Raw genomic sequence first — 26,839 nt, 5'->3', positions numbered from 1 at the left:
ACAACATGGCTGAAAGCTTAATACTTGAAGGGCGAAGGGAAAGAACATTCCCTAGAACAGTTAAGCCTAGACCACAACGGTATGCTAAGAACAAAAATGCCGTTCACTCTTAAGTGAACGGCATTACCCATCAGGGCTCTTTTTGTATGAGAAGAATAGGCAATCCTGTCATGGATTGACTCTATGGTTGATTATCGTGGGTAAAATTGGCTTTCTCTTGCTTTTCGACTTCAGATAGACGCTTGAGTTTCAGTCCGAGCTCTTTACCGCGATGGCGAGCATACAAGGTATTACCGACAAAAGCGGCAAATGTAAGTAGCAGTTCCACTACCGCTAACCAGCGCTCCCCTCCATCAACATAAATCAGCGTCAATGCGTGTAGAAAGTAGAGCATTAAAACAAAGTTGGCCCAGGCGTGAGTGTAGGGTTTTCCGGCCAAAATTCCCGGTAATGGTAAAAGCAGTGGGATAACCCATGCAATGGCCAATGCAACATGATTAAGATGAGGGTGAGGAGAGAGCGAGAATTGCCATAAAACCACCCATATAATTAGGGATAAGTTACTCAGTAAAGCTAGCCATCGGTACTGCTTGGTGCTTGGCATCATTTCTGCCGTCATAATCTGTCCTTTAATCGGCTGGCTAGCATTGCCAGCCGTTTTCCTAAATTTTTAGCCAGTTCACTTTCGTGCGTAGTGAGTTGTGGCGAGTGTGTTGCGACATGGCTTGCACCATATGGCGTGCCTCCAGAGGTTGTGGTATGCAGTGCAGGCTCTGAATAAGGGATGCCAACGATTAACATGCCATGATGCATCAGTGGCAGCATCATACTCTGTTGCGTACTCTCTTGGCCGCCATGCAAAGAGGATGAAGAAGTAAACACGCAAGCGGGTTTATCAATTAATGCGCCGCTAATCCATAAAGGGGTCGTTTGGTCCCAAAAATGCTTCAGTGGCGCGGCCATATTGCCAAACCAGACTGGACTGCCAAAAGCCAAACCATCACATTGCTTTAACTCATCCAGAGTCAGGTAGGGATCGGTCGTTTGCTCTGCATGATTGTCTAGCGCCGGAACGGTGCGCAAGAGCGCTGTTGCGCCTTGTGCTTCAATTCCGCGTGCGATTTGCCTTGCCAGTGCTTGCGTTGAACCGTGCCTGCTGTAATAAAGTACGACGACTTTAATACTCATAAAATCTCAAGTACTTGCTCTGGTGGACGGCCGTGGCGCGCTTTACCATTGGCGACAACAATGGGACGCTCAATCAACTTAGGGTGCGCGGCCATGGCTGAAAATAGTTGATCATCAGTAAGTGCATCATCACTTAGGCCAAGTTCTTTATAGAGATCTTCTTTGGTGCGCATCATATCACGAACCTGTTGTAGCCCGAGTTGAGCGTACAAGGTTTTCAACTGTTCGATGGTTGGCGCTTGGTCTAAATATTTGATGATCTGTGGCTTTAACTGGCGGTCTTCCAGCAGTGCCAGAGTTTCACGACTTTTTGAGCATTTAGGGTTGTGATAAATCACGACTGACATAACTTCTCCTCGTTGTATTGTGATTATTGGAGTGATAAGAATCGGTCTCGTTGCACCATCAATTGGTCAATGCGTGCATCGTAGCGAGCTTGTTCTAAGCTGCCAAGTTCGGCGAGTTGACTTGCTTGAGTGTAATATTGAATTGCTTTATTCCAATTGGCTTTGAGCGCTAGAAGCTCCGCCCGCGCAGCAAGATCTTCTTGGCTATTGCCAATGCCGATATTCGCTTCTGATAGCAAATGCCAGCCGTTGGTATCATTAGGGTTGTCATGGGTGTAGCGCTGCAATACCCGAATGGCATCAGACAATTTATCTTGTTTTAATAAGCTGTTGGCGTAGTTAATTGTTAAGGTTGGATTGTTCGGTTTCTGTTTAAGCGCCTTCTCGAGCAAGGTTTGGGCTTTGGCCGCTTGATTTAGAGCGATATCGAGATCGGCCATCGCATCAAGATAGAAATTGTTTGTTGGGTCTTGTGCAACCAGCTTTGATAAAATCGCCTCTGATTTATCAAATTGCTTGCTATCGAGATAAACCAAGGCTCTGCCATATTGGAAGGCTGGCGCGAGAGTCGCACTCTCTTTTTTCTCCGCACGCTTAAACCAATCAAGAGCGGCTTCATTATCAATCCCAGCATAGCGAGCAACAATTCGCGAGCGTGCTAAATGGTAATCCAATGAAGGTTGAAGGCGCATAGGCGGGTAGTGTTGGGCACGCTCACGGCTGTCGGTAATACGATCTTCTGGCAGCGGGTGGGTTAGTAACATCGGTGGCGGTTTACTAGCGTAACGATATTCATCAGCGAGGCGGCCAAAAAACCTTGGCATGGCTTGGGCATCAAACCCCGCCTTGGCTAGCGTTGCAATACCAAATCGGTCAGCCTCTTTTTCATTACTGCGCGTATAGTTTATTTGGCTTTGCATACTGCCTGCGGTGGTGGCGGTAATGGCGGCAATGCCCACTTCAGGTGCCGCAATGGCCAGTAACAAAGAGCCAGCCAATGCGGCGATTGTTGCTGGTGAGCGTCTGGCTTGGTCTTCCATACTGCGTGCTAAATGGCGCTGCGTGACGTGGGCAATTTCGTGCGAAAGAACCGAAGCGAGTTCGCTTTCTGTTTGTGCATGCAAAAACAACCCAGAGTGCAACGCAACATAACCGCCAAAGAAGGCAAACGCATTGATATTGCGATCGCGGATCATAAAAAAGGTGAACGGCGTTTTTACATCGTTGGCATTGGCAACCAATTTATGCCCTAGGCTATCGATGTACTCGTTGAGCACCGGATCATTGACGATAGGCTGGCTGTTACGCAGCATGCGCATATAAGCATCACCATAAATAAGCTCTTGATCAATCGTCAAGGTCGAACCTGCTACTGTCCCAATGTCCGGTAGCTCTATGGTGTCGGCATAGCTCAAGGAAGGGGCGTTTATCGCCACAGTAATACAGAGGCAAAGTAAGGATCGAGCGCGTTTAAACTTCATATTTGTCAGTGATATTCCGTGATCTTCTTGTCTGTATGACATTGAATGTGTGAATTGGTTTCCAACTCAAAATAACGGCCAAAAATTGTAGAGAGAGAAGAGTAAGCCAGCCGGTGTTTGAGTATCGATAAACACTGGCATGCCAGTCAAAACTCGATACAATGGCAGGCCTATATTAAGCATTGAGCAGAAGAATGGAACCAAATATTCTGGATTTACGCCAGCAGCGTTGTCCGATGGCTTTATTACTTGCGAAGCGTCACACTGTTCAATTGGTTTTGGGTGAGGTATTAGACATTTGGCTTAACGACGTCAGCTCAGGACAGGATATAGAAAAATATTTGTCTGCTCATGGCTTTCGTTGCCAGTGGAACACGTCACCCGGCTATTTTTGGCTAAAAGTAATTAAGGAACTCGATTAAATGTTTGAAATGGTAACTCGTTGGTATCAAAGACGCTTTTCTGATCCTCATGCCGTTAGTCTGGTTGCTATTCTGTTTTTTGGTTTTGTAACGATATATTTCTTCGGCCATTTGATTGCGCCGCTGCTTGTGGCCATTGTGCTGGCGTATTTACTTGAGTGGCCAGTAATGCAATTGCGCCGTTTTGGGCTTCCTAGGTCCGTTTCCGTAATTTTGGTGATTTTGCTATTTGTCGGTTTGATGCTGCTGGCTATCTTTGGTTTAGTACCAACCATTTGGAAACAGGTTGGTAATTTAATCAATGACATTCCTAACATGTATGCAGGGTTGCAAAGCTTCATTTTGAGTATTCCTGAACGTTACCCTGAACTCGATAACTTACAGATTGTTGAGTCGGTGATAAGCAATGCGAAGAACCAGGCTTTAGGTATGGGGGAAAGTGTCGTTAAAGGGTCACTTGCTTCTCTTGTGAGTTTGGCCACCTTGGGTGTCTATCTCATTCTAGTGCCGTTGCTGGTCTTCTTTTTATTGAAAGATAAGAATGAAATGCTGCGAATGACCAGTGGGTTATTGCCACGCAACCGTAAACTCGCGGCTAAAGTATGGCAAGAGATGAACCAACAAATCTCAAACTACATCCGTGGAAAAGTGTTAGAAATACTGATTGTTGGTAGTATCAGTTACGTCACTTTCGCCATTCTTGATTTACGTTATTCGGTGTTGCTTGCTGTGGCTGTGGGTCTATCGGTTTTGATCCCTTATATTGGCGCGGCCGCTGTGACGGTGCCAGTTGCCATCGTTGGTCTCTTCCAATGGGGCATGACTCCGCCGTTTTACACATTATTAATTGCTTATGGCATCATCCAAGCTTTGGATGGCAACGTATTGGTTCCCGTTCTATTTTCTGAAGCCGTTAATCTACATCCCGTTGCTATCATTGTCGCGGTGTTAGTCTTTGGTGGGCTATGGGGGTTTTGGGGCGTATTTTTTGCAATTCCTCTTGCCACTCTAGTAAAAGCAGTATGGCATGCTTTGCCCAGCACTGATGAACCTGTTGTTGAGGCTGAATCACCCTAAAATCACTGAATTATAAATAAAAAATAGAGAGTAAACAGAATCTCTAAGGAAGCCTAAACCGTAATCGTTTTAGGCTTTTTTTTGCCAAATAGTAAATATTGATTAGACTGAACTAAGTGGATGTGTAAAAAAGCTATAGATTTTTTGTAACTTGGCGATAACTAACTATAACCACAAAAATGATAATTAATTTGGCATCAATGAGGGATACTTATGAAGTTTAGCCAAAAAATAGTTGCAGCTTCTTCTGCACTTCTGCTTGTTACCGTCTCGCTTATTTCTATTCAGCAACTGAGCATTGTGCGCTCGGAAATAGAATCCCTAGTTACAAAAAGTCTGAATGAAATGGAAGCAGGGGTTAAAAACACCATTGTTTCTGAAATGGAAAGCAAAAAATCCTTAGCTCAGTCAATGACTGAGGTGATTGAGCTTGATCCGCTCAACCGGGATTACGTTAAAAACATTCTTGAAAAACCGAAGTTGAAAAAAAGCTTTTTAGCCATAGGGTTAGGGTATGAATCCGATGGTAAAGTGGTGGAGAATGATGACGGTTGGGAGCCAAGTGCCGATTACGATCCTCGCAAGCGCCCTTGGTTTGTGGATGCTAAAGCATCGAAAAAGCTTATCGTTACAGCGCCGTATGTCGATATTTCTACCAAAAATGTGATCATTTCTATTGGTACGCCTATTTACGATCAAGGTCGATTCTCTGGTGCCATGTTCTACGATATGGAATTGACGGGTTTAGCTGAATTGGTGAACTCTATTAATTTATTCGATGCGGGTTACCTCTTTATTGTTTCAGGTGATGGAGCGACGATTGCCCACCCTGATACCAAAAATAATGGTGAGAAGTTATCGACTTATTTACCACAAGTGACTCTGAAAGAGGGGGACCAACAGATTGAAATTGATGGTACCCGTTATCTCGTCAGCTTCACTCATATTCCAAGTGAGAACTGGTACATCGGTGCGATTGTTGATGAATCCATCGCCTTCAATGCGATTGGCGTATTACGCAATAGCTCTATTATCTATACGTTAATTGGGCTTGTGTTGAGTATGATTGGCTTGACGCTACTGATTAAGGTGTTAATGCGCCCATTGGGTGTGCTCAATGAAGCGATTCAAGATGTCGCCTCAGGGCAGGGGGATTTAACCAAACGCTTGGATACCAATACGGACCAAGAGTTTGCTCAACTCGCATCAGGGTTTAATACCTTTACTGAGACGCTGCAAAAGCAGATCACGCAATCAAAAGCGATTGGTGAAGAGATCATGCGTGGCACAGAGCTCACGGTGCAAGGTGCTCATGAGTCAGCAGAAGCGATGCGCACCCAGTTACAAGAGTTAGAGCAACTAGCCACTGCAATGCACGAAATGGCAGTGACATCGACAGAAGTTGCCAATAATGCGCAAGGTGCAGCAGCAGCGGCGAAAGAAGCCGATGAAGCAACGCAAGATGGTTCCAGTGTGGTCAGTGAAACGACATTGTCGATCGACAATTTATCGGCCCGCATTGACCAAGCGGTGGAAGAGGTGAAAGGCCTAGAGTCCGCGACGGCAAATATTGAAACTATTTTGAAAGTGATTAATGACATTGCTGATCAAACTAACTTGCTTGCCTTAAACGCGGCGATTGAAGCGGCTCGAGCGGGTGAATCTGGCCGTGGCTTTGCCGTTGTTGCTGATGAAGTGCGTACACTAGCTCAGCGCACTCAGCAATCGACCACCGAAATTCGTAGTATGATTGAGCAATTACAAGCAGGAGCGAGTTCGGTTTCTTCGGCTATGAATGAAAGTAAAACGACGGCTGTTGATGCGGTGAATAAAGCGAAAACGGCAAATTCGGCATTGAACCGTATTCGTGATGCGATACAAGTGATTTCGGACATGAATATCCAAATTGCATCTGCGGCAGAAGAGCAAAGCCTTGTGGCTGAAGAGATCAACACCAATACAGTGAAGATTAAAGATTTGTCGACGCAAGTGGCACAATCTGCTGAAGAAGCCAATATCGCAATGCAGGTTCAAACGGAAAACGTTCGTGAGCAAGATGCTCTGCTCAATAAGTTCATTGTGTAATTACACATCAACTTTTTATTAGCCGTGTTACAAAAATGCCAGTATTAAGAACTGGCATTTTTTATTTCGGTCGAGTTTTGATTATTGGGCGTTTAGATAATCAAGTACCACTTCATGGTGATCTTTGGTTTTGAATTTATCAAAAACCTGTTCAATGATACCTTGCTCGTTAATTAAAAAGCTAACCCGGTGTAGGCCATCATAAACTTTGCCCATGAACTTCTTCTCACCCCATACGCCGAACTGCTCAGCAACCACGTGGTCTTCATCGGATAATAAAGTAAAGTTTAAGTGATCACGTTCAATGAACTTTCCTAAACGCTTCACGGGATCGGTGCTGACTCCGAGTACCACTACGTTGTGAGCATCGAGTTCTGCTTTTACATCTCGAAGGCCTTGAGCCTGAACGGTACAACCTGGTGTCATGGCTTTAGGATAAAAGTAGAACAACACCTTTTTCCCTGAGAAATCAGCAAGGGAAACGGTATTTCCATCTTGATCTAAAAGTGAAAAAGCAGGTGCTGGCGTGCCTGCAGTAAGCGTTTTCATTATTCTTCCTTTTTTATTGACTGTTTTTTATAAAGTTGAGCGAACCTTGTACATCCAGTGTCTTGCATAAACTGTCAAATTCTTCTTGTAGTTGCATTAAGTTACACCCTGAATCGACACTGGCGGTAATGGCAATATGAAATTGGTCGTGATCAAGATGTAACTTCGATTTATGAATCGTCTGCGCACTCAGTGAAGCCATACCAATATTACGATTGGCAAAAAATTGAGTGAATTTCTCTGTTAGGCCAATTTTGTCTTCAGACTCAACAAACACTTCAACCGTATAGGCATTATCTTGATAATCATGAGGTGATGTACGTTTCATGATGGTGATGAGATCATGTTGTTGGCCTAATAAAGGTAAGGTTGTCTCTACTCGGGTGATGTGGTTTGTATTGCCAGAGACCAGCATGATGAGCGTGAACTCTTTGCCAAACAAAGCAATTCGGCTATCGATGATATTGCAGCCTGATTGCGTAACTAAACGTACCACTTCATTACAGATACCAGGGCGGTCTGTCCCTACAGCAGTGATCACTAGATGCTGAGTCATAATATCGCTTCACTTTTATCGTTTTGGGCATGTTATCACAGTTAAATTATAGAGGAACGGTGGTGGAATAGCTTTTTAAGAACTCCGTCTTGAAAATAACGTGTTGTTGACATCGACATATTCAGATCCGCTATAAAGTTTGCCCTTAATTGATGTTGTTTGTTAAACCTCTAACATCTGATAAATATTCATCCAAATGGGCTGATTAAGCGAATTTAATCCCTTGTGTTTTTCAATCGCCTTACAGTACCATGCAGAAAGTAACAAATTAGGGAGATGGACATGTTTTCAGGAAGTATCGTAGCGCTCATTACACCGTTTAATCATGATGGTGAGGTTGATTTTGTTAGTTTGAAGAAGCTGGTGGACTTTCACGTGACAGCCGGAACTGACGCCATTGTTGCCGTCGGAACAACGGGTGAATCTGCCACGCTAACCGTTGAAGAGCATGTCAAAGTTGTCGCAAAAACCGTCGAGTTTGCCGAAGGACGTATTCCTGTGATTGCGGGAACGGGTGCGAATGCTACTCATGAAGCGGTAACGTTTAGCCGTTTATTAAATAACACAGGTATTGCTGGCTGTTTAAGTGTGACTCCTTATTACAATAAACCAACCCAAGAAGGTTTATTTCAACACTACAAAGCAATTTCTCAAGAGACTGATATCCCTCAGATTCTCTATAATGTACCAGGCCGTACAGCGGTGGATTTGCGTCCAGAAACCGTCGCTCGCCTTGCTGAAATTAAAACGATTGTCGCTTTGAAAGATGCAACGGGTGATTTGAGCCGAGTGGCTCTTCATCGTGAGCTTTGTGGAAAAGACTTTATTTTATTAAGTGGCGATGACGCGACAGGTTTGGAGTTTGTTAAATTAGGTGGACAAGGTGTTATTTCGGTGACGAATAATATTGCCGCTAAAGATATGGCGCAGATGATGCACTTAGCATTAGAAGGCCGATTCGACGAGGCTGAGCTTATTAATCAACGTTTAATGCCTTTGCATAAAGGTCTGTTTGTTGAGTCGAGCCCGATCCCAGTGAAATGGGCTGCTCACAAAATGGGATTGATTACAAATGGTGATCTACGTCTACCTTTGACTGAACTGTCTGAACCTGTACGTTCAACGGTTGCCCAAGCCATGACCGAAGCTTGTATCTTCTAACATCGATTCAATATTGTGCCGAGGCTTTTTCCTCGGCAGTCTAGGAGTTTGAATGAAATTTACTCATCAGCTAGTTATCAGTTCACTAGCTGTTTTTGTTTTAAGCGCATGTGCTGGTAACGCTTCTCAGCGTCGCCAAGCAAAAGATGATTTTGCTTATTTAGAAACCCCGGCTCTAAAAGAGTGGCAACTTCCTGAAGGAGCCACTCCGCAGTTTTATCTTAACTACCAAATACCAGAAGGTGACTTCCAAGGTGGCATTGGCCGTACTGTGGATATTCGTCCTCCTCAACAAGTATTAGAATTGATCCCTGGCGCGCGTGCCGAGCGCCAAAATGGCGAAGTGACATTATGGATGATCAAGCAAGATGAAGCCGACAAGGTGTGGCAAACTGCGTTAGCCATGCTTAAAGAGCGAAACATTGGTATCGCTGCACAAAGTGAAAACCAGATTGATACTGATTGGGTGACTTGGGTTTCTGAAGATGAAGAAGTTGAGATTGGTAGCCGCTACCAAATCTCACGAGTGATGGCGAATAATCGTTTTGGCTTTAAGATTTCATTGACTGGTTGGCGTGAAGGTGGCAAAGAGATGCCAGTGAGTGCCACCAATAAAGAGCGTTATAATGCGTTCATGACCAATTTGGTCACGGCTCGTTACGATACCGATCTACGTCAAGAAGCAGCACGTAAAGCTCAACAGTTGGTTAAACAGATCCCCATTACGATGGGCAGTGACCGTAGTGGTTTCCCTGTCATTATTGCTCGTACCTCTTACGATGTTCTGTGGCAACGTTTGCCTAATCTTATGCCGCAGTTCGGTTTTACGCTCGAAGAGCGCAATCAATCTCAAGGTACAATAAAAGCGAAATACTCCGCGCCAGATGACGCCTTTTGGCAAGACATTGGCGTGAAACCTATCTCGTTGAAAAGTGGAACTTACACCTTCTTATTAGGTGATCTAGGCAACCGTACCTCGATCAACGTGACCAATTCAGCCGGCAAGCCGGTGGAAGAAGAACTACTGAAAGATATGGTACCTGTACTGTCGGCGATTGCCGAGCGTCAGTAATTGTGATGACGAATCCATGAAAAATAAAGGGACGAAAGTCCCTTTATTTTTGCTCTGAATCTGAGTCTTCGTGCTTATCAAGTTCGTTGAGTTTATCCAGATCACTCTTTTTCCCTTTCAAGCCAAATTTCATGTTAGCCGTGTATTTCAGCGCGGCAATATTACCGATAAACACCGCTAAGATTACAATAGTGATAACCCAAGGGTTGGTAATGAATTCCATATTAGGACTCCGGTTGGCTGATGTTAACAATGTACTGAGTGTAGATCCGATCTAAGTTCTCTTGTACCGTCGACACACCTAGGAGCGGCATGTTTTCAAGCTGTGTCGCCAATATGCTTGGCGTCAACAGGTCAAGGCAGTCTTTAGCCGCTGTTTTGTGGCTAATATGCCAAGGTTCAAACGCAACACCGCCTTTCTTTCCTTGGTAGGGGAAGAAAAAACCAAACTTAGGTAAATGCTCTTTCATCCATTGATAAAAAGGAGCTTGGTGGCCTGAGAGATATTCCCACGGTTCAAGCTTGAGCGTGACACCTGTCGGTAATGCTTTGCGATCAAAAACATCAAAGTCACACCCCCAATGGTGGCGGCTGCTACCGGGCAGCGCTGACCAGCGCAAAATCGTGAATATCTTTTGTTCTTCGCTTAACTGAGCAGGGTTTACCGGTTGACTGTTATTATCCAGTAATTCGGCTTGCCCTGACATTTTCCGATTCCAGATGTTCAACTGGCGTTCAAAATCACGAAACCCACTGGCGATATGGAAATCAAAACCAGCGTCGTCAGCCGCTTGCTTTAGAGCGAGCAAATCTTGGAGCACCCCGGGGTGAACCAAGAAAGATTTCTGCCCAATCAGCACTGATGTTAAATGGGAGTCGGTTTGTCCGGTCAACTGCTCTGGAGTCATGGGTTACACCAATAAATTCTCTAGGGTTTTTTGGTACATATCCGTCAGTTTCTCTAAATCGGCAATCTTAACGCACTCATTAACTTTATGAATTGTCGCGTTAACAGGACCAAGTTCGACCACTTGTGCGCCCATCTGGGCAATAAAGCGTCCATCAGATGTGCCCCCCGTCGTTAATAGCTCTGGGGATTTGTGGTTCACCTCATCGACGGCTTTAACGACGGCAGTCAGTAATGAGCCCGTGTCGGTCAAGAAAGGTTGGCCGCTTAATGTCCAGCGTAATTCATAATCCAATCCATGGGCATCTAAGATAGAATGCACGCGGCGCTTGATCTCTTCACCGGTTAACTCGGTACTGAAACGGAAGTTAAACTGCACGTCAAACTCACCGGGGATGACGTTTGATGCTCCCGTGCCAGCTTGCAAGTTTGGAATTTGGAAGCTGGTCGGTGGGAAATAAGCGTTCCCTTCATCCCATTTTATTGCCGCAAGTTCGGCTAACGCAGGCAAGGCTTGGTGAATCGGGTTATTAGCAAGGTGAGGATAAGCAACGTGTCCTTGAATCCCTTTTATCTGTAGATCGCCTGTAATTGAGCCACGACGGCCATTTTTTATCACATCGCCCACATTTAATGTACTCGATGGCTCACCGACGATACACATATCAATTGGCTCATTACGCGCCATTAACGTATCGACTACGCGAGTGGTGCCATTGATGAATGGCCCTTCTTCATCTGAAGTGATCAAAAAGGCAATCGAACCTTGATGGTTAGGGTGCTGTTCAATAAAGCGCTCGACAGCGACAACCATGCAAGCAAGCGAGCCTTTCATATCTGCCGCCCCGCGCCCATGTAAATAACCATCAATTACAGTCGGTTCAAACGGCGCTGTATGCCACTGCGCTAAAGGACCCGCGGGAACCACATCCGTATGGCCAGCAAAGGCAAAAAGAGGCGATTGAGTGCCGCGGCGAGCCCAAAAATTAGTGGTATCTTCAAAGACCATTGTTTCCACTTCAAACCCTAGCGCTTGTAAGCGTTTAATCATCAGGTCTTGGCAACCTGCATCCTCAGGAGTTACTGATTGGCGACTAATGAGATCTTTTGCGAGCGCCAGTACAGGGCTGTCTGTCATCCTTGAAATCCTTGTATTAAGAGAAAATAGCAGCGTATTGCTGAGCATTAAAACCGAGATGGTAATGGGTATCGACCAATAAAATAGGCCGTTTGATCATAGCAGGTTGCTCAACCAGCAAGGTCACTACATTGTTAGCATCTAACGACTCTTTTTGTGAGGGCGTGAGCTGACGAAAAGTTGTACCGCGTTTATTGAGTACATTTTCCCAACCAAGTGCTTGGCAAAACTGAGCCACGAGCTCGGCATCAATACCTTGTTTACGGTAGTCATGAAATTGGTAATCCACCCCCGCAGCTTCCAACCATTTCCGTGCTTTTTTAATGGTGTCGCAGTTGGGAATGCCATACATAGTGATCGTCATAAAAATCCTTGTTGAGGCGTATTATTTTTTTAATGGTCAAATCCTATCAGGAAGCGCTGTGGCTTACAAAATAGAGATGCTTTTATTTCGTTGTTTAAAAAAAATGTGTTTCAGTTGCTTACGATTGGAAAGTTATTGATCGAACGCAACACTCTAAATGTGAAAACAGAAATAATGAAGCGGCACAGTAATAGGAGGTGTCAATGGAACTGAGTCCTGTTTTTGCAAGGCGACTGTATTTAGCTTTGTTAGTAGAAAGCCTTGAAAGACCAAACGTGCCCAAACTCATCGAAAAAACGGGGTGGCCTCGCCGTACGATTCAGGATGTCCTGAAAGCACTGCCAGGAATAGGGATTGAACTGATGTTTGTTCAAGATGGAAGGCGTCACAATGATGGTTACTATCAACTCTCTGATTGGGGGCCATTTGATAGTCAATGGGTATTAGATCGTCGCTGTGATATTGCGACTAGCCTTGGATTTAGTGCATAAGCCAGCATTTGCTGGCTTTTTTTATGGTGTTTTCATTTTCACATTGGGTAAGCAACGATAAACAGTACCGAAAATCGTGACAGAGGTTTTGAAATAATTGGAGTAGTCGAGCGTTACTGTATCGCCTCCCAGTTGATGAGCGTGAGTTTTTAGCTCGTTTACCGCCCTTCGAATCAATCTGTCATTGGGAATGAGCCAAGAGCTGAACCAGTAACCTTCACTGCCTGTCACATCCCCTAACCAGTCACACTGACCAGCATCAAATCCGGCATCAGTACGAATCTGAATGCGATCTGCATCGTTTGGGAGTGGGCTGTGTGATGAGCTACAGCCTATCATTAGCGCTGCCAGCAATAATATAGACAGTCTTTTCATCAGTTTAACCTTTCAGAACTAGATAAGAGATAAAACCAAGCCAGCTCACGATCAGCAGTGCCCAAGGTAACCATGAGGTCGATACCAAGCTGGATGAAGTTTCAATCTGCGCGGGTTCTTCTTCTCTATTTTGTGCGGTTCTCTTTAGCTGCAATGCTCTTTTTTTTGCTTTATCTGCCTGTCGGCTTTTCTCTTTTTGCTGCTTTTTATACAAGGCTATGCCTTTCTCAATGCCTTGAGCGATCAGCTTGGTTTGTTCTTTCGTTTGCCCTTGCTTTTGAGTGGCTAAGGCGACTTTCATCGCTTGTTGCTGAGTTTGTTCTGAGGGAATAATCGTTTTATTCATAACGTTTACAAGCGGCTATAGACAGGCGCTTACCCTATCACGTATCGTCATCCTTCACTATTGAGATTGATCACTATGCGTGATGTTCAAGTTAGAAACTGGTCAAGAGCAAAAGATCTGGCTAGCTATTTGAAATCGATTCGCTAAAGTAAAAACGTTTTTTTAAAAGAGCGAAGGTATTGATGCGTTATGCGTTAGAGCGATACGACCAACATGGTTTTCTTAAAGCCCCTAAACTTATCTGGCTTGGTTGGTTATTTTTGGCAAAAGCTTGGATTGTTTTCGTGGTGGCAGGAGCAAGCCGAGATAATGGCACGACGATTTTAACCATTGTTTACCCAGACCATTCGATGCTTTATTTGGGGTTGATTATGGGGTTGCCAAGTATCATTCTGATGTGGCTTATCAGCTTACGTGCTCCTGAACGATCGTGGCTAAACCGCATCGTTAGCATGGGAAAACCGCTGACGTTACTTATGGTTATCTTGCAATTTATACAAACGCTTTATCATATCTATTTAGAGCACGGCGTTTTTAATTGGGCCAATGCAAGCACACTGTTGGTGCTGTTATGGTTTGCTCTATATCTACTGAAGAGTAAAAGTGTGCGTGATTGTTTTTCTATCCCGCTCATAGACAAGGCGTGATCCCAATCAAGGTCGCCCCAAAAAACTGAATTACACTGAGCAAAAATAAGTAAGTGAGGATATTTTATGACACAACCTCAAACCGCGATTCTGCCTGAAGCAGGTCCGTTTGCACTGTTTAGCCTTTTAAAAGTAAAGCAAAATCCGGCGCATGTTTTAGCGCAATTAAAAGCATTGCCCGCTTTAGTCAATGAGATAAATCAACATCAACCCGGCGCTGAATTAACCGTGTCGGTCGCATTTACTCGCACCTTTTGGCAGCGTTTAAACCAAAGCATACCACAAGAGCTGATTGATTTTCCTGAGCTTGGTAAAGGCGAAACCATAGCACCAAGTACCGAGGTGGATGTGTTGATTCACTGCCATTCTCATCGTCATGACTTGCTGTTTTATGTGTTGCGTAAATGGATGGAACCCGTGGCTGAGTTGGTTGAAATGGTGGATGAAACCTACTCATTTCGTTACTTAGATGCGCGAGATATGACGGACTTTATCGATGGCACTGAAAACCCTAAAGCCGAAAAACGTCAAGAAGTGGCACTGATTGCTGATGGTGAATTTGCTGGCGGCAGCTATGTGATGTTGCAGCGTTTTGTGCATAACCTTCCAGCTTGGAATCGCTTAAATGTGGCGGCGCAAGAAAAAGTGATTGGGCGCACTAAGCCTGATTCGATTGAGCTTGATGATGTACCTGCAGCGTCTCACGTTGGCCGTGTCGATATCAAAGAAGAGGGGAAAGGGCTAAAAATTGTTCGTCATAGCTTACCTTACGGTACGGTGAGTGGTGAGCACGGTTTACTATTCATTGCTTATTGCCATACGCTGCATAACTTTAAAGTGATGTTGGAAAGTATGTATGGTGTGGCGGATGGTAAAACAGACCAACTGCTGCGCTTTACCAAAGCCGTGACGGGCGCGTACTTTTTTGCCCCTTCAGCTGAGATGCTGCAACATCTTGAACTAAAGTAAGTTTCAATATTGTCCTACTATCGGACCGAGCCTTGTGCTCGGTTTTTCTTTTTTAAGCATTTTATGTAAAGAAAAGCGTCTACTGTCCGATAAAGAGATCATTCATTCTATGGCATGGGTCTGTTATGGCAATTACCGTTAATACCAATGTTTCTGCTTTGATTGCGCAGCGCCACTTAGGCTCAGCAAGCGAAATGTTGAATCAATCTTTGGAGCGTCTTGCTTCCGGGAAGCGTATTAATAGTGCTAAAGATGATGCTGCGGGTTTACAAATTTCGAATCGCCTTGAGTCGCAAATGAGGGGCTTAGATGTCGCTGTACGCAATGCTAATGATGGCATTTCAATCATGCAGACTGCTGAAGGTGCAATGCAAGAGACCACCAGCCTGCTTCAGCGTATGCGAGATCTCTCTTTGCAGTCGGCGAATGGCGCGAACAGTAAAGCGGATAGGCAAGCTTTACAGGAAGAAATGAGCGCCTTGAACGATGAATTAAACCGAATTGCTGAAACCACCTCTTTTGGTGGTCGTAAGTTACTGAACGGTTCGTTTGGTCAATCCTCATTTCAGATAGGGGCGAGCTCTGGCGAAGCAGTGCAAGTTTCGTTAAAAAATATGCGTTCAGACAGTCTGGATATGGGGGGCTTTAGCTATGTTGCGGCAGGCATGGCGGATAGCCAGTGGCGGGTGACACAAGATAATCGGCAGCTCACCATGAGCTATACCGATGCCAAGGGAAAACAGCACAACATTCAAATCCAAGCAAAAGTAGGGGACGATATTGAAGAGTTGGCAACCTACATCAATGGGCAAACCGATAAAGTATCGGCGTCAGTCAACGACAAAGGACAGCTACAGCTGTTCATGGCGGGTAAAGAAACCTCTGGGACTATTGATTTTAAAGGTAGCTTAGCCAATCAGTTGCAAATGAATGTGACGGGATATGAAGCAGTAGACACTCTTGATATTACCGAAGTCGGTGGTGCGCAGCGAGCGGTTGCCATCATTGATACCGCAATGCAGTACGTTGATAGCCATCGCTCTGAGTTAGGCGCGTTGCAAAACCGTTTTAACCACGCTATCAACAATCTCGACAACGTACATGAGAACCTCGCTTCTTCAAACAGTCGAATTAAAGATACGGACTATGCGAAAGAGACCACCCAAATGGTAAAACAGCAAATCCTACAACAAGTCAGTACCTCTATTCTTGCGCAAGCCAAAAAACAGCCAAACCTAGCATTGGCCTTACTTCGCTAGCGATAAAAAGCAACACTTATCGACTTTTATCAACAAATCTTTAGCGAAATTATTACCTTTCTGATGGGTTTTTGACCTCTTGTCCTGTTTTTTACACTAAACACATTTTTTTAAGAAAATCGAAAAAAAATCCTCAAGCTTTGGAAAATACCGCCGTTATAAAAAGTAACTTTGAGAGAACTATTTGGTTTTCCGAGACGTCGGAAACCGGAAACATCGGAAAATCAATTGGAGTAATCACCATGGCAGTTAATGTAAATACCAACGTATCAGCGATGACAGCACAGCGTTACCTAAACGGCGCTAGCAATGCACAACAAACATCAATGGAACGCCTATCTTCTGGCTTTAAAATCAACAGCGCAAAAGATGATGCGGCAGGCCTACAAATCTCTAACCGTTTGAATGTTCAGAGCCGCGGTCTTGACGTAGCAGTGCGTAATGCGAATGACGGTATTTCTATTGCACAAACCGCTGAGGGTGCGATGAATGAAACGACCAACATTTTGCAACGTATGCGTGACTTGTCACTACAATCAGCTAACGGCTCAAACTCAAAGTCAGAGCGTGTGGCAATTCAAGAAGAAGTCACCGCTCTGAATGACGAGTTAAACCGTATCGCAGAAACCACTTCATTTGGTGGTAATAAATTACTCAACGGTACTTTTGCAACCAAATCCTTCCAAATTGGTGCTGATAACGGTGAAGCGGTTATGCTTAGCCTAAATAATATGCGCAGTGATAACACCATGATGGGCGGCACAAGCTACCAAGCGGCGAACGGCAAAGATAAAGATTGGTCAGTTCAAGCTGGCAGCAACGATCTACAAATCACACTGAAGGATACTTCAGGTATAGATCAAACCATCGATATCTCAGCAAAAGAAGGCGATGATATTGAAGAGTTAGCGACTTACATCAATGGTCAAACAGATATGGTGAAAGCCTCTGTTGATCAAGATGGCAAACTGCAAGTCTTTGCTGGTAGCAATAAAGTTGAAGGGCCGGTCTCTTTTGCTGGTGGTCTTGCTGGTGAGCTTGGTATCGGTGCAGGTAAAACGGTTACTGTTGATACTATTGACGTAACCTCTGTTGGCGGTGCGCAAGAATCGGTTGCCATTGTTGATGCTGCACTGCAATTTGTAGATAGCCATCGCGCACAATTAGGTGCATTCCAAAATCGCTTTAGCCATGCAATCAGCAACTTAGATAACATTAACGAAAACGTGAGTGCTTCTAAGAGCCGTATTAAAGATACTGACTTTGCCAAAGAAACAACAGCGCTTACTAAGTCGCAAATTCTTTCTCAAGCATCAAGCTCAGTGCTTGCTCAAGCAAAACAAGCGCCACAAGCGGCACTTAGCTTACTTGGCTAAAAGAGCCCAATAGCTCAAGAGTTACCCTTAATGAAAATCCAGCCTCGGCTGGATTTTTTTACTTAGTGGCAAAGTGGAAAAAGTGTTAGTCGATGCAGCATTATTTTTCTTACTTTTTTGACGCTAATCACATTTATCATGCTCGCTGCATAAATTTTAAAAAAAGGCTTATTTTTTTCTAAAGGATATAAATCTTTCGCCGTTAAAGGATACGAGAGAAATGAGGTGTACCGACGTGAGGTGAGAGACACGGAAGTACATCAACACAATGCCTAAGGAGATCAATATGGCAATTAATGTAAGCACTAACGTGTCTGCAATGACCGCACAGCGTTACTTAAATAACGCCGCCGATGGTACGCAGAAATCGATGGAGCGTCTGTCATCGGGCTATAAAATCAATAGCGCGCGTGATGATGCAGCGGGTCTACAAATCTCAAACCGTTTAACGTCACAAAGCCGTGGCTTAGATATGGCGGTAAGAAACGCAAATGATGGTATTTCCATTGCACAAACCGCAGAGGGTGCAATGAATGAAACCACCAACATCTTGCAACGTATGCGAGATCTTTCTTTACAATCAGCAAACGGTTCTAACTCAAGTTCAGAACGCCAAGCGATCCAAGAGGAAGTCTCAGCACTCAATGATGAATTAAACCGTATTGCTGAAACAACCTCGTTTGGTGGTAATAAACTGCTAAATGGTTCGTTTGGTAATAAATCTTTCCAAATTGGTGCCGATTCTGGTGAAGCTGTGATGCTTTCCATGAGCGACATGCGTTCTGACACAAAAGCGATGGGCGGTAAGAGCTATGTCGCGACAAATGGCAAAGCGCCTGACTGGTCAGTCACCAATGCGACGGATCTGACTCTGAGCTATACTGATAAACAAGGAGAAGCTCGCGAAGTCACCATTAACGCTAAAGCGGGTGATGACTTAGAAGAGGTCGCTACTTACATTAATGGTCAAAATGGTGACATCAAAGCTTCAGTCGGTGATGAAGGTAAACTGCAACTGTTTGCCGCCAATCAAAAAGTCTCAAGCGATGTCACTATTGGTGGTGGACTGGGTACTGAAATTGGTTTTGCTGCAGGTAAAGACGTAACCGTCAAAGACATCAATGTCACAACGGTTGGCGGCTCTCAGGAAGCTGTAGCTTTGATTGATGGTGCACTAAAGGCCGTTGATAGCCAACGTGCCTCGTTAGGTGCATTCCAGAACCGTTTCGGTCATGCCATCAGTAACCTTGATAACATCAACGAGAACGTCAACGCTTCTCGTAGTCGAATTAAGGATACTGATTATGCCCGTGAAACAACCCAAATGACGAAGTCGCAGATTTTGCAGCAAGCGAGTACGTCAGTTTTGGCACAGGCGAAGCAGTCACCATCTGCAGCTCTTAGTCTATTGGGTTAACCGATAGGCGAATGGAGCTTTGTGGGGAAAGCAGTGTTTTCACTGCCAACCTATGAGGTGGAAGGGAGATTGTTATGGAAATACCATCCTACACATCGAACATCCAGCCTTACGGCTCGCAAAGTGGCATTAAATTTGCTTCAGAAAACGATGGCGCGACACGCGCTTCCTCGAAACAAAATGAGGTGAATCGTACTGAACAGTTAAGAAATAGGCAAAACCAAAGCGTTGAAGCGGCAATCGAGCTTGCACAGCAACGAGAGCAGATCAACAAATCGGAAAGAGCCAAGATGGTAGAGCAGATGAATGAATTTATCTCATCTATCAACAAAGACTTAGCGTTTAGAGTCGATGAAGAATCAGGACGGGATGTTGTGACGATTTATGAAGCCAGTACTGGTGACATTATTCGTCAGATCCCGAACGAGGAAATGCTAGAGGTTTTGCGACGCCTTGCCAGACAAAAAGACCACAGTACAGGTTTATTGGTTGCTAAGGTGTAATCGTAGTTTTTGAGGTGATTTAATGAGCTTAGGCCCGATGGGTATGAATACTGGCATGGATATCAATTCCTTGGTCAGCAAAATTGTCAATGCAGAGCGCGTTCCTAAGCAGCAACGTATTGATAATGAGCTTGGCCAAATTGATGCCAGTATCAGTGCCTACGGCCGGCTCAAAGAGTCGCTGGATACGATGAAAAATCTTATGACGAATTTTCGTCAGGAGAAGGCTTTCGCTTTGCGAAAAGTCGATACTACTGATGAAAATGTCGTCTCCGCGACAGCCACCACTGACGCAATAGCAGGTAAATATGCTATCGATGTGTTGCAGCTTGCACAGAGCCATAAAGTTGCCTCGGATGTTTTAGATAAAGAGGCAAAGTTTGGTCCTGGTAAGCTGCAGATTTCACTTGGTGATCAGAAGTTTGATGTTGATGTCCAAGCCAATTCAAAATTGATTGATATCGTTCGCGGTATCAACAGCACTAAAACCAATCCCGGAGTTCGTGCTTCGGTAATCAATGATGTTGAAGGACCACGTTTGATTGTGGCCTCTAATCTATCTGGAAAAGATCATGACATTAAAATTAATGCTCAGTCTGATGCCGGAAATCCGCTCAAAAATCTAGAGTACAAAACGCTGGAAGAGCGCGTTAAAGATTTAGAAAAAGCACGCGCTGCGGCGCAACAAATCATTGCACCACTCACGCCAGCTCAACAAGCTATCGCTGCAAAAGTCGCCGAGAAAATAGGTGCGGCGGCACGCGAAGTTGACCAAAGTATGGCGAGTGGTGTTCAAAAAGTCGCCGGGCAAGTATCTGCCGACGGTAAAGTCGCTAATGCTGCCGGTGAATTAACCGACGCCGCCGTCAAAGCTGCTGCCGCCGCCGGTGTTGCTGCCAATAAATATCTGAAACCGCAAGATCGTATTCCAGGGTGGACTGAAACCGCCTCTGGCACCTTACTCGATTCCTACTATGAACCTGAGCCAGAGCTTGATGCGACCGCGTTAGAAAAAGCGCCAGATGTGCCCGGTTGGACCAATACTGCTTCTGGTACTTTGGTTGACTCCTATGTCACTCCCAAAGAAGCGCAAGCCAAGCTTGAACAGCAATTAGCAGCTGAAAAAGCCGCGGTTGCGGCGGCGGTGCGTAGTGGTGAACTGACGCCAGAGCAAGCCAAGCAGAAAGAGCGTGAAAAGCTTGACCCGCAAGAGCGTGAGTATTTAGATAAAGTGGACAAAGCAGATGCTGAACTTAGAGCGGCACAAGCATCGTTTGACGCCTATCAAGGTATGACTCAAGTACAAGCAGGCCAAGATTCCGTGGTGGTTTTGGACGGTGTGGCGACCCTTTCTAGCAACAACAACGTGATTGAAGATGCGATTGAAGGGGTTGATTTGACCCTTAAAGGGCAAACGGCCAAAGGCAAACCACCGGCTGAAATTGGCATCGAATATGACCGCAAAACCGTGCGCGATGATATTGAACAATTTGTCGCGGCGTATAATCAGTTTTATCAGGTCTCTAAAGAACTTGGAGGCGTAGACCCTCGGACTGGCCAAGCTGGGCCACTGGCGAGTGACAGTATTGTGCGCAGTGCAGACTCTCGCCTACGTAGTGTTTTTTCGACTAGAATTGAGCAGGCTCCAGAAGAGATCAAAAGTCTGATTGAGTTTGGTATTACCACCACACGACAAGGGACACTTGAAATTAACTACGACATGCTAGATCGCCAACTCAATAACAACTTTAATAAGCTAGGTGAGTTCTTTGGTGGAAACCAAGGATTTGCCAAACGGGTTGAAGATGCTATTCAGAGCATGACGGGGGTGACAGGGTCGATTCGCACACGCGAAAAAAGCTTAGTAGAACGCAACTACCGTGTGGCGGACGACCAAGCGGCACTTGATCGCCGCATGGACAGTTTGGAGAAGCGAACGCATTCTAAGTTTTCAGCAATGCAAGACGCGACCAGTAAAATGCAGAACCAATTAGCTGGTATGATGAATGCGTTAGGCGGCTGATATGGAACAGCAACTCGACCTTTTAAGTGATCTAGATCACCAAATAAGAGCAATGCTTGTCATTGATGAAATTAATACTGAAGAAATCAATCATCTTGTCGATAAAAGGGAACGGATATTGCAAAACTTACTGACGCATGCGTCAGAAAATCCACAGTTTGCAATGTCGAGCCAATGGCGAGAGGCTATTGATGAAACTAAACATCTTGTTGAACTGATGCAGTCAAAAACGGTCGAGATCGGTAGAACGCTCCAAAAATACCGACACGGTAATAAATCCGTTCAGCAATACAAAAAGTTTTTATAAGAGGAAGACTATGCGCGGTTCTTTACAGGCATACAAAAAGGTATCAGTGGATAGCCAGCTCAGTGCGGCCTCGCCGCATAAAGTCGTACAAATGTTGATGGCGGGTGCCATTGAACGCCTTATTCAAGCAAAAGCAGCAATGCTACAGGGGAATATTCCAAGTAAGGGTGAACGCCTTGGTAAAGCATTGGATATCATTATTAGCTTACGCAGTTGCTTATCGATGAGTGATGGCGGGGATATTGCAAAAAATTTAGATCAGCTTTATGAATTTATGATCACTCAGATCACCGAAGCGAATCATCAGAATGACCCGCAACCACTGGATGATGTGATCGACATCATTCGAGAAATTAAATCAGCATGGGATCAAATCCCTCCTGAATACCACAATCTAACGGCAAGCGAAGTGGGCATATAAGTTATTTATAAAACTTTAGGCACTTATTTTTTAAAGTTTTAACTGATGTCACACCAGCTCATTGCTTGGTTGCCTTATTTTTTTTATTCCATAGAATAGAAGCCATTACTAGCCTAATGGCTTTTTTTGTTGCTGAATTCCACAAATTGTCTATCGTTTAATCAAGTGATTATAGAAAAACAAAACTGAATAACGATTTTCAGAAGTGCGGCCACAATTTCTCTGATTTAAGGCAAATATTCTCACCTATGCAAGGTTTAGCAAAACTGCTTGTGATAGAAGACGATCCGCAGATCCGTCTCAATCTAAGTAACATTTTAGAATTTGTTGGAGAGCACTGCGAGGCGATCGAGTCATCCCAAATCAAGGATATTGATTGTTCAAGATTGTGGGGGGGCTGCATTATTGGATCGCTAAAAAGTGAGCAGTTAACTGATGAGATAGCTCAGTGGTTGACTAAGGCCAATTATATTCCACTTCTAATGGCAAACAAGCAGCCATATTCATTGGAAGAATTTACTCAATACGTCGGTGAACTTGAGTCACCTCTTAATTACCCTCAACTGAGTGACGCATTACGACATTGCAAAGAATTTTTAGGACGCAAAGGCGTGCAAGTTCCCTCTACATCGCGTAAGAATACCTTATTTCGTAGCCTTGTAGGCCAAAGTCATGGTATCCAAGAAGTTCGCCATTTGATTGAGCAAGTCTCAGGCACAGAAGCTAATGTGTTGATCTTAGGTGAATCTGGAACGGGCAAAGAAGTGGTTGCGCGTAACATCCATTATCATTCTGCACGCCGCAACGGTCCGTTTGTGCCGATTAACTGTGGTGCGATTCCGGCTGATTTACTTGAAAGTGAATTATTTGGTCATGAAAAAGGGGCGTTTACCGGAGCGATAACCGCGCGTAAAGGTCGTTTTGAGCTTGCCGAAGGCGGTACTTTATTTCTCGATGAGATCGGTGATATGCCGATGTCGATGCAGGTAAAGTTGTTGCGTGTGTTACAAGAACGCTGCTTTGAACGTGTGGGCGGTAACACCACCATTAAAGTGAATGTGCGTGTGGTGTCAGCGACTCACCGCAATTTAGAAAACATGATTGATGATGAATCATTTCGTGAAGATCTTTACTATCGACTCAATGTTTTCCCAATTGAAATGCCAGCGCTAAAAGATCGCAAAGACGACATCCCATTGCTGTTACAAGAACTCATGACACGTATGGAAGCGGAAGGTGGACAGCCATTTTGTTTTACCCCGCGAGCAGTCAATTCGTTAATGGAACACAATTGGCCGGGCAATGTTCGTGAGCTAGCGAATTTAGTTGAGCGGATGATCATTCTCTATCCAAATAGTCTCGTCGACGTCAATCATTTACCAACTAAATACCGCTATAGTGATATTCCAGAATTCCAACCAGAGCACAGCTCTTATGGTTCTGTTGAAGACCAAGAACGTGATGTGCTGGCGGGTATTTTCTCTGAAAACTTCAGTTTTGAAGACGTCGAAGAGATGCACGAAAATCTCAACGCACCGCAGTCATTGCCTCCTGAAGGCGTGAATTTGAAAGAGCTATTGGCGGACTTGGAAGTCAATATGATCAACCAAGCCCTTGAAGCTCAAGGCGGAGTGGTAGCGCGTGCCGCTGATATGCTGGGTATGCGCCGTACGACCTTGGTTGAAAAAATGCGTAAATACAATATGCAACGGTGATTCAAAAACAGCATGGGTAAAGTTTAGTCAATATATTGGCAATGGATTAATTCTTTGATTTTAAAGAAAAATAGCCTGGCATGTATTTTGCGTGTTAGGCTATTGTTGTTTTATAGGTAGAATTTCGACATGCAGTCTCCTGACACACCCATTAATCAATCTCACTTGGATTCTGTAGAGGATCAAGTTGAGCGCTATAAACAGGTTCTTGATGTGATGCCTGCTGGCGTCATTTTGCTCGATACTCAAGGCGTAGTCAGAGAAGCTAACCCTGAAGCTCAGCGGTTATTGCAAGTCCCATTGGCGGGTGAAAAATGGTATTCCGTCATTCAAAGTGCTTTTGCGCCGAGAGAAGATGATGGGCATGAAATCTCGCTGCGCAATGGTCGTAAAGTTAGATTAGCCATTTCAGCATCAGCAACAGGCCAATTGATATTAATCACCGATTTAACCGAAACTCGGTTACTTCAATCACGCATCAGTGATTTACAGCGCTTATCCTCACTCGGTCGAATGGTGGCGTCTTTGGCACACCAAGTTCGCACACCGTTATCCAGTGCCATGCTCTATGCCTCAAATTTAGGTGCGCCTAACTTGCCAAACGCTACAAGAGAGCGTTTTCAGTCTAAGCTGATGGATAGGCTTCATGATCTTGAAAAACAAGTCAATGATATGTTGTTGTTTGCCAAAGGTGGTGACAATAAAGTCATTCAGCCGTTTACAGTGACTGACTTGGTCAGCGAATTTGTTCCCATGGTGGAAACGGCATTAAAAAATAGCGCAATTGATTATCATCAGGAAGTGGAACAAGAAGGGACAGTGGTGTTAGGCAATGCAAATGCCATTGCCTCTGCACTGAGTAACTTAGTGATGAACGCAATACAAATTGCGGGTAAGGCGTCGCAAATTGATGTCTTTTTTCGCCCGGTAAATGGTGAGCTGAAAATCTCGGTACAAGACAGTGGCCCGGGAGTCCCTGCTGCGCTGCAAAGTAAAATTATGGAACCGTTTTTTACCACTCGCTCACAAGGAACGGGGTTAGGGTTAGCGGTGGTACAAATGGTCTGCCGCGCCCATGATGGGCGATTGGAATTAATTTCAGAAGAAGGGGAGGGTGCTTGCTTTACTATGTGCATTCCACTCGAGCGTCATGCCCCTTCTTCACCAACAGAGACTGGAGAAGGATGATGGCTCAAAGCAAAGTCTTAATCGTTGAAGATGATGAAGGTCTACGCGAAGCGTTAGTCGATACTTTGGCGCTGGCTGGTTATGAATGGCTGGAAGCTGATTGCGCCGAAGATGCACTGATTAAACTCAAAGCACATCCTGTTGATATTGTTGTCTCTGACGTTCAAATGGCTGGCATGGGTGGCCTTGCACTGCTGCGCAACATCAAACAGCACTGGCCCAATTTACCCGTGTTGCTGATGACGGCGTACGCCAATATTGAAGATGCGGTCTCGGCGATGAAAGAGGGCGCCATTGATTACATGGCAAAACCCTTTGCCCCCGAAGTGCTACTCAACATGGTTAGCCGTTACGCGCCAGTGAAATCGGATGATAATGGTGATGCGGTTGTTGCCGATGAGAAAAGCCTGCGCTTATTGTCACTTGCCGACAAAGTGGCAAAAACCGATGCTAACGTCATGATTTTGGGCCCAAGCGGCTCAGGAAAAGAGGTCATGTCTCGCTACATTCATAACTCATCTCCGCGTAAAGATGGGCCATTTGTGGCGATCAACTGCGCCGCCATTCCAGACAACATGCTCGAAGCCACCTTATTTGGTTATGAAAAAGGGGCATTTACAGGAGCGGTACAAGCTTGTCCGGGCAAATTTGAACAAGCACAAGGTGGGACCATTTTACTCGATGAGATCAGCGAGATGGATCTGAACCTACAAGCAAAACTGCTGCGTGTACTCCAAGAGCGTGAAGTGGAACGCTTGGGGGGGCGTAAAAGCATTAAGCTTGATGTCCGCGTATTGGCGACCAGCAACCGCGACTTAAAGCAGTATGTGCAGGAAGGCAATTTCCGTGATGATTTATATTATCGCCTCAACGTCTTCCCAATCTCATGGCCAGCGCTACGTGACCGCAAAGGGGATATTGAACCGCTTGCTCACCACCTTGTAGAGCGTCACTGCACTAAGCTTGGTTTACCTGTGCCTTGTATCGCGCCGCAAGCCATTAACAAGTTGCTTAGTTATGCTTGGCCGGGCAACGTCCGTGAACTTGATAACGTCGTGCAACGCGCGCTGATCTTGAGCGAACAAGGAGACATTGCAAGTGAACATATCTTGTTGGAAGGGGTTGATTGGCAAGATGCTAGCAGCTTGCAACAAGTCGTAGAGCGCAGCGATATTGCCACACCAGAGATTAAGCCTGTAGCACAAGCCGAAGTGAATAAGCTGTTTAATAACAATGGCGCTGCATTGGGTGATGAGCTGAGAGATCAAGAGTACACCATTATTATGGATACTTTAGTCGAGTGCCAAGGCCGCCGTAAAGAGATGGCTGACAAGCTCGGAATTAGCCCTAGGACACTGCGTTATAAATTAGCGAAAATGCGTGATGCAGGAATTGATATCCCGAATTAACCCCAAAGTGGGTAGTGGCATATAAATTGCTGCATCACAGAAAGAA

The 26,839-nt window shown here is 44.9% G+C and carries 30 protein-coding genes; 18 read left to right on the top strand and 12 right to left on the bottom strand.

Going from position 1 to position 26,839, the window contains the following annotated elements:
• Window positions 1–181 precede the first annotated feature (181 nt).
• Genes AACV32_RS00855 through AACV32_RS00840 form a run of 4 tightly spaced genes read right to left on the bottom strand, consistent with a single transcriptional unit; the run spans window position 182 to window position 3,016 of the window.
• On the bottom strand, window positions 182–607 hold the full coding sequence (locus AACV32_RS00855) for a DUF2069 domain-containing protein (protein ID WP_026027302.1): 426 nt from the start codon (window positions 605–607) through the stop codon (window positions 182–184).
• 8 nt (window positions 608–615) lie between these two features.
• Window positions 616–1,188, bottom strand: a complete 573-nt coding sequence (gene wrbA, locus AACV32_RS00850) for an NAD(P)H:quinone oxidoreductase (protein ID WP_017042769.1) — start codon at window positions 1,186–1,188, stop codon at window positions 616–618.
• Window positions 1,185–1,535 carry an arsenate reductase (glutaredoxin) gene (gene arsC / locus AACV32_RS00845; protein WP_017042768.1) on the bottom strand — a complete coding sequence of 117 codons (351 nt, stop codon included), beginning with the start codon at window positions 1,533–1,535 and terminating at the stop codon, window positions 1,185–1,187. The genes wrbA and arsC overlap by 4 nt, the downstream gene beginning before the upstream one ends.
• 23 nt (window positions 1,536–1,558) lie before the next feature.
• A complete protein-coding gene (locus AACV32_RS00840) occupies window positions 1,559–3,016 on the bottom strand; it encodes a beta-barrel assembly-enhancing protease (RefSeq protein WP_170895572.1) in 1,458 nt (485 codons plus the stop codon).
• Window positions 3,017–3,210: 194 nt separating this feature from the next.
• Between AACV32_RS00840 and AACV32_RS00835 the strand changes: the two genes are divergently transcribed.
• From AACV32_RS00835 to AACV32_RS00825, 3 genes are all read left to right on the top strand, one after another.
• Window positions 3,211–3,438, top strand: a complete 228-nt coding sequence (locus AACV32_RS00835; protein ID WP_017042766.1) for a sulfurtransferase TusA family protein — start codon at window positions 3,211–3,213, stop codon at window positions 3,436–3,438.
• Window positions 3,439–4,515, top strand: coding sequence for an AI-2E family transporter (locus AACV32_RS00830; RefSeq protein WP_017042765.1), 1,077 nt, complete (start codon window positions 3,439–3,441; stop codon window positions 4,513–4,515).
• Window positions 4,516–4,728: 213 nt separating this feature from the next.
• Window positions 4,729–6,600, top strand: a complete 1,872-nt coding sequence (locus tag AACV32_RS00825) for a methyl-accepting chemotaxis protein (RefSeq protein WP_170895571.1) — start codon at window positions 4,729–4,731, stop codon at window positions 6,598–6,600.
• A gap of 81 nt (window positions 6,601–6,681) precedes the next feature.
• Here AACV32_RS00825 and bcp read toward each other — a convergent pair whose 3' ends face one another.
• Together bcp and AACV32_RS00815 are read right to left on the bottom strand one after the other, a co-directional pair.
• Window positions 6,682–7,149 carry a thioredoxin-dependent thiol peroxidase gene (gene bcp / locus AACV32_RS00820; protein WP_017050949.1) on the bottom strand — a complete coding sequence of 156 codons (468 nt, stop codon included), beginning with the start codon at window positions 7,147–7,149 and terminating at the stop codon, window positions 6,682–6,684.
• A gap of 13 nt (window positions 7,150–7,162) precedes the next feature.
• The gene (locus AACV32_RS00815; RefSeq protein WP_013856284.1) at window positions 7,163–7,705 is read right to left on the bottom strand and encodes a glycine cleavage system protein R; all 543 of its coding nucleotides are present in this window, start codon (window positions 7,703–7,705) and stop codon (window positions 7,163–7,165) included.
• 282 nt (window positions 7,706–7,987) lie between these two features.
• Between AACV32_RS00815 and dapA the strand changes: the two genes are divergently transcribed.
• Window positions 7,988–8,866: a 4-hydroxy-tetrahydrodipicolinate synthase gene (gene dapA, locus AACV32_RS00810; protein WP_026028067.1), complete on the top strand. Its 879-nt coding sequence runs from the start codon at window positions 7,988–7,990 to the stop codon at window positions 8,864–8,866.
• Window positions 8,867–8,918: 52 nt separating this feature from the next.
• Window positions 8,919–9,938, top strand: coding sequence for an outer membrane protein assembly factor BamC (gene bamC / locus AACV32_RS00805; protein ID WP_088729052.1), 1,020 nt, complete (start codon window positions 8,919–8,921; stop codon window positions 9,936–9,938).
• Window positions 9,939–9,981: 43 nt separating this feature from the next.
• Here the strand turns inward: bamC and AACV32_RS00800 are convergent, their stop codons facing one another.
• From AACV32_RS00800 to AACV32_RS00785, 4 genes are read right to left on the bottom strand one after another with little or no spacing between them, the layout of a single operon-like run.
• Complete coding sequence (locus AACV32_RS00800) at window positions 9,982–10,191, bottom strand: DUF2897 family protein (RefSeq protein ID WP_013856288.1); 210 nt, start codon at window positions 10,189–10,191, stop codon at window positions 9,982–9,984.
• Window positions 10,163–10,846 (bottom strand): M15 family metallopeptidase, encoded by a 684-nt coding sequence (locus tag AACV32_RS00795; protein WP_170895570.1) that lies wholly within the window; start codon window positions 10,844–10,846, stop codon window positions 10,163–10,165. The genes AACV32_RS00800 and AACV32_RS00795 overlap by 29 nt, the downstream gene beginning before the upstream one ends.
• Window positions 10,847–10,849: 3 nt before the next feature.
• The gene (dapE, locus tag AACV32_RS00790) at window positions 10,850–11,983 is read right to left on the bottom strand and encodes a succinyl-diaminopimelate desuccinylase (protein WP_170895569.1); all 1,134 of its coding nucleotides are present in this window, start codon (window positions 11,981–11,983) and stop codon (window positions 10,850–10,852) included.
• Between the two features lie 16 nt (window positions 11,984–11,999).
• Window positions 12,000–12,347 carry an ArsC family reductase gene (locus tag AACV32_RS00785; RefSeq protein WP_094125471.1) on the bottom strand — a complete coding sequence of 116 codons (348 nt, stop codon included), beginning with the start codon at window positions 12,345–12,347 and terminating at the stop codon, window positions 12,000–12,002.
• 203 nt (window positions 12,348–12,550) lie between these two features.
• Here AACV32_RS00785 and AACV32_RS00780 point away from each other — a divergent pair, with 203 nt between their 5' ends.
• On the top strand, window positions 12,551–12,838 hold the full coding sequence (locus tag AACV32_RS00780) for a winged helix-turn-helix domain-containing protein (RefSeq protein ID WP_010318729.1): 288 nt from the start codon (window positions 12,551–12,553) through the stop codon (window positions 12,836–12,838).
• A 21-nt stretch (window positions 12,839–12,859) separates the two neighbouring features.
• Here the strand turns inward: AACV32_RS00780 and AACV32_RS00775 are convergent, their stop codons facing one another.
• Window positions 12,860–13,213: a DUF4156 domain-containing protein gene (locus AACV32_RS00775; RefSeq protein ID WP_094131609.1), complete on the bottom strand. Its 354-nt coding sequence runs from the start codon at window positions 13,211–13,213 to the stop codon at window positions 12,860–12,862.
• 4 nt (window positions 13,214–13,217) lie between these two features.
• Complete coding sequence (locus tag AACV32_RS00770; RefSeq protein ID WP_017048864.1) at window positions 13,218–13,559, bottom strand: DUF2956 domain-containing protein; 342 nt, start codon at window positions 13,557–13,559, stop codon at window positions 13,218–13,220.
• 179 nt (window positions 13,560–13,738) lie between these two features.
• On the opposite strand from AACV32_RS00770, the gene AACV32_RS00765 reads away from it, so the two are divergent.
• The 12 genes from AACV32_RS00765 to AACV32_RS00710 all read left to right on the top strand — a co-directional run bounded on the left by AACV32_RS00765 (window position 13,739) and on the right by AACV32_RS00710 (window position 26,793).
• Window positions 13,739–14,206, top strand: a complete 468-nt coding sequence (locus AACV32_RS00765; RefSeq protein WP_170895568.1) for a DUF2919 domain-containing protein — start codon at window positions 13,739–13,741, stop codon at window positions 14,204–14,206.
• Between the two features lie 66 nt (window positions 14,207–14,272).
• On the top strand, window positions 14,273–15,175 hold the full coding sequence (locus tag AACV32_RS00760) for a Dyp-type peroxidase (RefSeq protein WP_094147537.1): 903 nt from the start codon (window positions 14,273–14,275) through the stop codon (window positions 15,173–15,175).
• Between the two features lie 125 nt (window positions 15,176–15,300).
• Window positions 15,301–16,434 (top strand): flagellin, encoded by a 1,134-nt coding sequence (locus tag AACV32_RS00755; protein WP_017048867.1) that lies wholly within the window; start codon window positions 15,301–15,303, stop codon window positions 16,432–16,434.
• Between the two features lie 242 nt (window positions 16,435–16,676).
• The gene (locus tag AACV32_RS00750; RefSeq protein ID WP_017048868.1) at window positions 16,677–17,810 is read left to right on the top strand and encodes a flagellin; all 1,134 of its coding nucleotides are present in this window, start codon (window positions 16,677–16,679) and stop codon (window positions 17,808–17,810) included.
• 286 nt (window positions 17,811–18,096) lie between these two features.
• Window positions 18,097–19,227: a flagellin gene (locus AACV32_RS00745; RefSeq protein WP_026028066.1), complete on the top strand. Its 1,131-nt coding sequence runs from the start codon at window positions 18,097–18,099 to the stop codon at window positions 19,225–19,227.
• A gap of 74 nt (window positions 19,228–19,301) precedes the next feature.
• A complete protein-coding gene (gene flaG, locus AACV32_RS00740) occupies window positions 19,302–19,730 on the top strand; it encodes a flagellar protein FlaG (protein ID WP_013856302.1) in 429 nt (142 codons plus the stop codon).
• Between the two features lie 22 nt (window positions 19,731–19,752).
• Window positions 19,753–21,753 carry a flagellar filament capping protein FliD gene (gene fliD / locus AACV32_RS00735; RefSeq protein WP_170895567.1) on the top strand — a complete coding sequence of 667 codons (2,001 nt, stop codon included), beginning with the start codon at window positions 19,753–19,755 and terminating at the stop codon, window positions 21,751–21,753.
• Between the two features lies 1 nt (window position 21,754).
• A complete protein-coding gene (locus tag AACV32_RS00730) occupies window positions 21,755–22,060 on the top strand; it encodes a flagellar protein FliT (protein WP_013856304.1) in 306 nt (101 codons plus the stop codon).
• A 10-nt stretch (window positions 22,061–22,070) separates the two neighbouring features.
• Window positions 22,071–22,481 (top strand): flagellar export chaperone FliS, encoded by a 411-nt coding sequence (gene fliS, locus AACV32_RS00725; RefSeq protein WP_010318718.1) that lies wholly within the window; start codon window positions 22,071–22,073, stop codon window positions 22,479–22,481.
• 248 nt (window positions 22,482–22,729) lie between these two features.
• A complete protein-coding gene (locus AACV32_RS00720; protein ID WP_017045739.1) occupies window positions 22,730–24,196 on the top strand; it encodes a sigma-54 dependent transcriptional regulator in 1,467 nt (488 codons plus the stop codon).
• A gap of 129 nt (window positions 24,197–24,325) precedes the next feature.
• The gene (locus tag AACV32_RS00715; RefSeq protein ID WP_013856306.1) at window positions 24,326–25,384 is read left to right on the top strand and encodes a sensor histidine kinase; all 1,059 of its coding nucleotides are present in this window, start codon (window positions 24,326–24,328) and stop codon (window positions 25,382–25,384) included.
• Window positions 25,384–26,793, top strand: coding sequence for a sigma-54-dependent transcriptional regulator (locus AACV32_RS00710; RefSeq protein WP_129532834.1), 1,410 nt, complete (start codon window positions 25,384–25,386; stop codon window positions 26,791–26,793). The genes AACV32_RS00715 and AACV32_RS00710 overlap by 1 nt, the downstream gene beginning before the upstream one ends.
• Window positions 26,794–26,839: the final 46 nt, after the last annotated feature.

The organism is Vibrio sp. B7, assembly GCF_963888765.1.
In the GTDB taxonomy this organism is placed as follows: domain Bacteria; phylum Pseudomonadota; class Gammaproteobacteria; order Enterobacterales; family Vibrionaceae; genus Vibrio; species Vibrio anguillarum.
Note: the sequence above shows the minus strand (reverse complement) of the source record. Positions and strands in the feature narration are given on the sequence as shown.

Bases quoted from the DNA above. Each gene is read 5' to 3' on its own strand.
- dapA (WP_026028067.1), top strand. From the start codon at position 7,988: ATGTTTTCAGGAAGTATCGTAGCGCTCATTACACCGTTTAATCATGAT.
- fliD (WP_170895567.1), top strand. From the start codon at position 19,753: ATGAGCTTAGGCCCGATGGGTATGAATACTGGCATGGATATCAATTCC.
- AACV32_RS00770 (WP_017048864.1), bottom strand. From the start codon at position 13,559: ATGAATAAAACGATTATTCCCTCAGAACAAACTCAGCAACAAGCGATG.
- AACV32_RS00720 (WP_017045739.1), top strand. From the start codon at position 22,730: ATGCAAGGTTTAGCAAAACTGCTTGTGATAGAAGACGATCCGCAGATC.
- bcp (WP_017050949.1), bottom strand. From the start codon at position 7,149: ATGAAAACGCTTACTGCAGGCACGCCAGCACCTGCTTTTTCACTTTTA.
- AACV32_RS00840 (WP_170895572.1), bottom strand. From the start codon at position 3,016: ATGAAGTTTAAACGCGCTCGATCCTTACTTTGCCTCTGTATTACTGTG.
- AACV32_RS00755 (WP_017048867.1), top strand. From the start codon at position 15,301: ATGGCAATTACCGTTAATACCAATGTTTCTGCTTTGATTGCGCAGCGC.
- AACV32_RS00775 (WP_094131609.1), bottom strand. From the start codon at position 13,213: ATGAAAAGACTGTCTATATTATTGCTGGCAGCGCTAATGATAGGCTGT.
- AACV32_RS00710 (WP_129532834.1), top strand. From the start codon at position 25,384: ATGGCTCAAAGCAAAGTCTTAATCGTTGAAGATGATGAAGGTCTACGC.
- AACV32_RS00780 (WP_010318729.1), top strand. From the start codon at position 12,551: ATGGAACTGAGTCCTGTTTTTGCAAGGCGACTGTATTTAGCTTTGTTA.
- arsC (WP_017042768.1), bottom strand. From the start codon at position 1,535: ATGTCAGTCGTGATTTATCACAACCCTAAATGCTCAAAAAGTCGTGAA.
- AACV32_RS00785 (WP_094125471.1), bottom strand. From the start codon at position 12,347: ATGACGATCACTATGTATGGCATTCCCAACTGCGACACCATTAAAAAA.
- AACV32_RS00760 (WP_094147537.1), top strand. From the start codon at position 14,273: ATGACACAACCTCAAACCGCGATTCTGCCTGAAGCAGGTCCGTTTGCA.
- AACV32_RS00730 (WP_013856304.1), top strand. From the start codon at position 21,755: ATGGAACAGCAACTCGACCTTTTAAGTGATCTAGATCACCAAATAAGA.
- AACV32_RS00835 (WP_017042766.1), top strand. From the start codon at position 3,211: ATGGAACCAAATATTCTGGATTTACGCCAGCAGCGTTGTCCGATGGCT.
- wrbA (WP_017042769.1), bottom strand. From the start codon at position 1,188: ATGAGTATTAAAGTCGTCGTACTTTATTACAGCAGGCACGGTTCAACG.
- AACV32_RS00795 (WP_170895570.1), bottom strand. From the start codon at position 10,846: ATGACTCCAGAGCAGTTGACCGGACAAACCGACTCCCATTTAACATCA.
- AACV32_RS00745 (WP_026028066.1), top strand. From the start codon at position 18,097: ATGGCAATTAATGTAAGCACTAACGTGTCTGCAATGACCGCACAGCGT.
- AACV32_RS00830 (WP_017042765.1), top strand. From the start codon at position 3,439: ATGTTTGAAATGGTAACTCGTTGGTATCAAAGACGCTTTTCTGATCCT.
- flaG (WP_013856302.1), top strand. From the start codon at position 19,302: ATGGAAATACCATCCTACACATCGAACATCCAGCCTTACGGCTCGCAA.
- AACV32_RS00855 (WP_026027302.1), bottom strand. From the start codon at position 607: ATGATGCCAAGCACCAAGCAGTACCGATGGCTAGCTTTACTGAGTAAC.
- bamC (WP_088729052.1), top strand. From the start codon at position 8,919: ATGAAATTTACTCATCAGCTAGTTATCAGTTCACTAGCTGTTTTTGTT.
- AACV32_RS00715 (WP_013856306.1), top strand. From the start codon at position 24,326: ATGCAGTCTCCTGACACACCCATTAATCAATCTCACTTGGATTCTGTA.
- AACV32_RS00815 (WP_013856284.1), bottom strand. From the start codon at position 7,705: ATGACTCAGCATCTAGTGATCACTGCTGTAGGGACAGACCGCCCTGGT.
- dapE (WP_170895569.1), bottom strand. From the start codon at position 11,983: ATGACAGACAGCCCTGTACTGGCGCTCGCAAAAGATCTCATTAGTCGC.
- AACV32_RS00825 (WP_170895571.1), top strand. From the start codon at position 4,729: ATGAAGTTTAGCCAAAAAATAGTTGCAGCTTCTTCTGCACTTCTGCTT.
- fliS (WP_010318718.1), top strand. From the start codon at position 22,071: ATGCGCGGTTCTTTACAGGCATACAAAAAGGTATCAGTGGATAGCCAG.
- AACV32_RS00750 (WP_017048868.1), top strand. From the start codon at position 16,677: ATGGCAGTTAATGTAAATACCAACGTATCAGCGATGACAGCACAGCGT.